We start from the raw sequence: 1579 nt of genomic DNA on the forward strand, positions 1-1579 counted from the left end.
CGCATGGCCGGTCTGGTCAAAGTGGCGGCGTGCCCGGCGCGCATAAACAAACCCCGCCACACCACCGGCCGCCATGCCGACGAGGGCCAGCGTCTGCCCGAGGTGCCACACCGGAAAGGGATAAGACAGGCCGTTCTTGCTGATATACACCAGGCTGCCGATATGCAGGGCCTGGTCAATGGCCGGCAGGTATTCCGTGAACAGCAGGTACCACATCAGCAGCTGCAGCAGCACCGGGATGTTGCGGAACATCTCGATGTAGCCGTAGCACAGGCCGCGGATCAGGGCGTTTCGCGAAAAGCGTCCCACGCCCAGCAGGGTTCCCAGCACGGACGTGAGCACAATGCCCACCACGGCCACGCGAAGGGTGTTCACCAGCCCCACGAGGAAGGCTTTCCAGTAGGGATCGATCGAGTCGTAATTCAGCCAGCCTTCCCCAATGTCAAAACCGGCGGGCTGAAACAGAAAATCAAAGCCGCTCTGGATACCGCGCGTCTTCATGTTGCTCATGGTGTTGCTCACGAGCAGCCACACGAGGAAGACGATCAGGCTGACGGCCAGGATCTGGTAAACAACGGCGCGCGCCTGCTTGCTGCGCCAGGAAAAAACTCTGCGCCGCAGCGCCGGCGCCGGCCGTGCGGGAATCAGGGAATGCTCGGACATAAGGCGGTTACCCAAGTAAAACGGGCCGCTCGTCAACGGATGGTTGCGAGCGGCCCGTTGCGTTCAGCGCATCGGAAGGAGTCGTTCAGCGCACCGGCATGGCGTACATCTGGCCGCCTTTATTCCATTGGTTGTTTTGGCCGCGCGGCAGTGCCAGGGGCGTTTTGGGGCCGACGTTGCGGTCGAAGATTTCACCGTAGTTGCCGACGGCCTTGACGGCGCGAACCAGCCATTCCTTGTCCAGGCCCAGCAGCTTGCCGGTGTCTTCGCCACTACCGGTCAGGCGCATGACCACCGGGTCTTTGCTTTCCTTGGTCATGGCATCGACATTGGCCTGGGTCACGCCATATTCTTCCGCTTCGATGAGGCCGTAGATCACCCATTTGACAATGGCGAACCATTCATCGTCACCGCGGCGCACCATGGGGCCCAGCGGCTCCTTGGAGATCAGCTCCGGCAGGATCAGGTGGTCGGCCGGTACTTTGGCTTCCTTGTTGCGCACCGAGGCCAGGCCGGATGCATCCGTGGTGTAGGCTTGGCAACGGCCGGAGAAGTAGGCGGCGTTGACGGCTTCCTGCTTTTCAAACACGACGGGCTTCATGTTGAGGTTGTTGGCCTTGGAGAAGTCCGTCAGGTTTTTTTCCGTGGTGGTTCCGGACTGCACGCAGACGGTGGCGTTTTTCAGCTGCTTGGCGCTTTTGATCTTGCTTTTCACCGGGACCATGAAGCCCTGGCCGTCGTAGTAGGTGACGGCGGTCATGTGCAGGCCCAGAGAGGCGTCGCGCGTCAGCGAGAACGTGGTGTTGCGCGACAGGACATCGACCTCGCCGGACTGCAGGGCGGTAAAGCGCTGCTGGGCGTTCAGGGGAACCCACTTGATCTTGCTGGCGTCGCCCAGCACGCTGGCGGCGACGGC

Annotated in this window: 2 protein-coding genes; both read right to left on the reverse strand. The window is 61.7% G+C overall.

Annotation, left to right across the window (positions count from 1 at the left end):
* Positions 1–663 (reverse strand): ABC transporter permease subunit (locus AC1DWI_RS22535; protein WP_477725831.1); only part of this gene is annotated, 663 nt, incomplete at its 3' end.
* A gap of 85 nt (positions 664–748) precedes the next feature.
* Positions 749–1579: amino acid ABC transporter substrate-binding protein (locus AC1DWI_RS22540; RefSeq protein ID WP_477725832.1), on the reverse strand; the 831-nt coding region annotated here is incomplete at its 5' end.

It is taken from the genome of Polaromonas sp. P3_C2 (assembly GCF_056402675.1).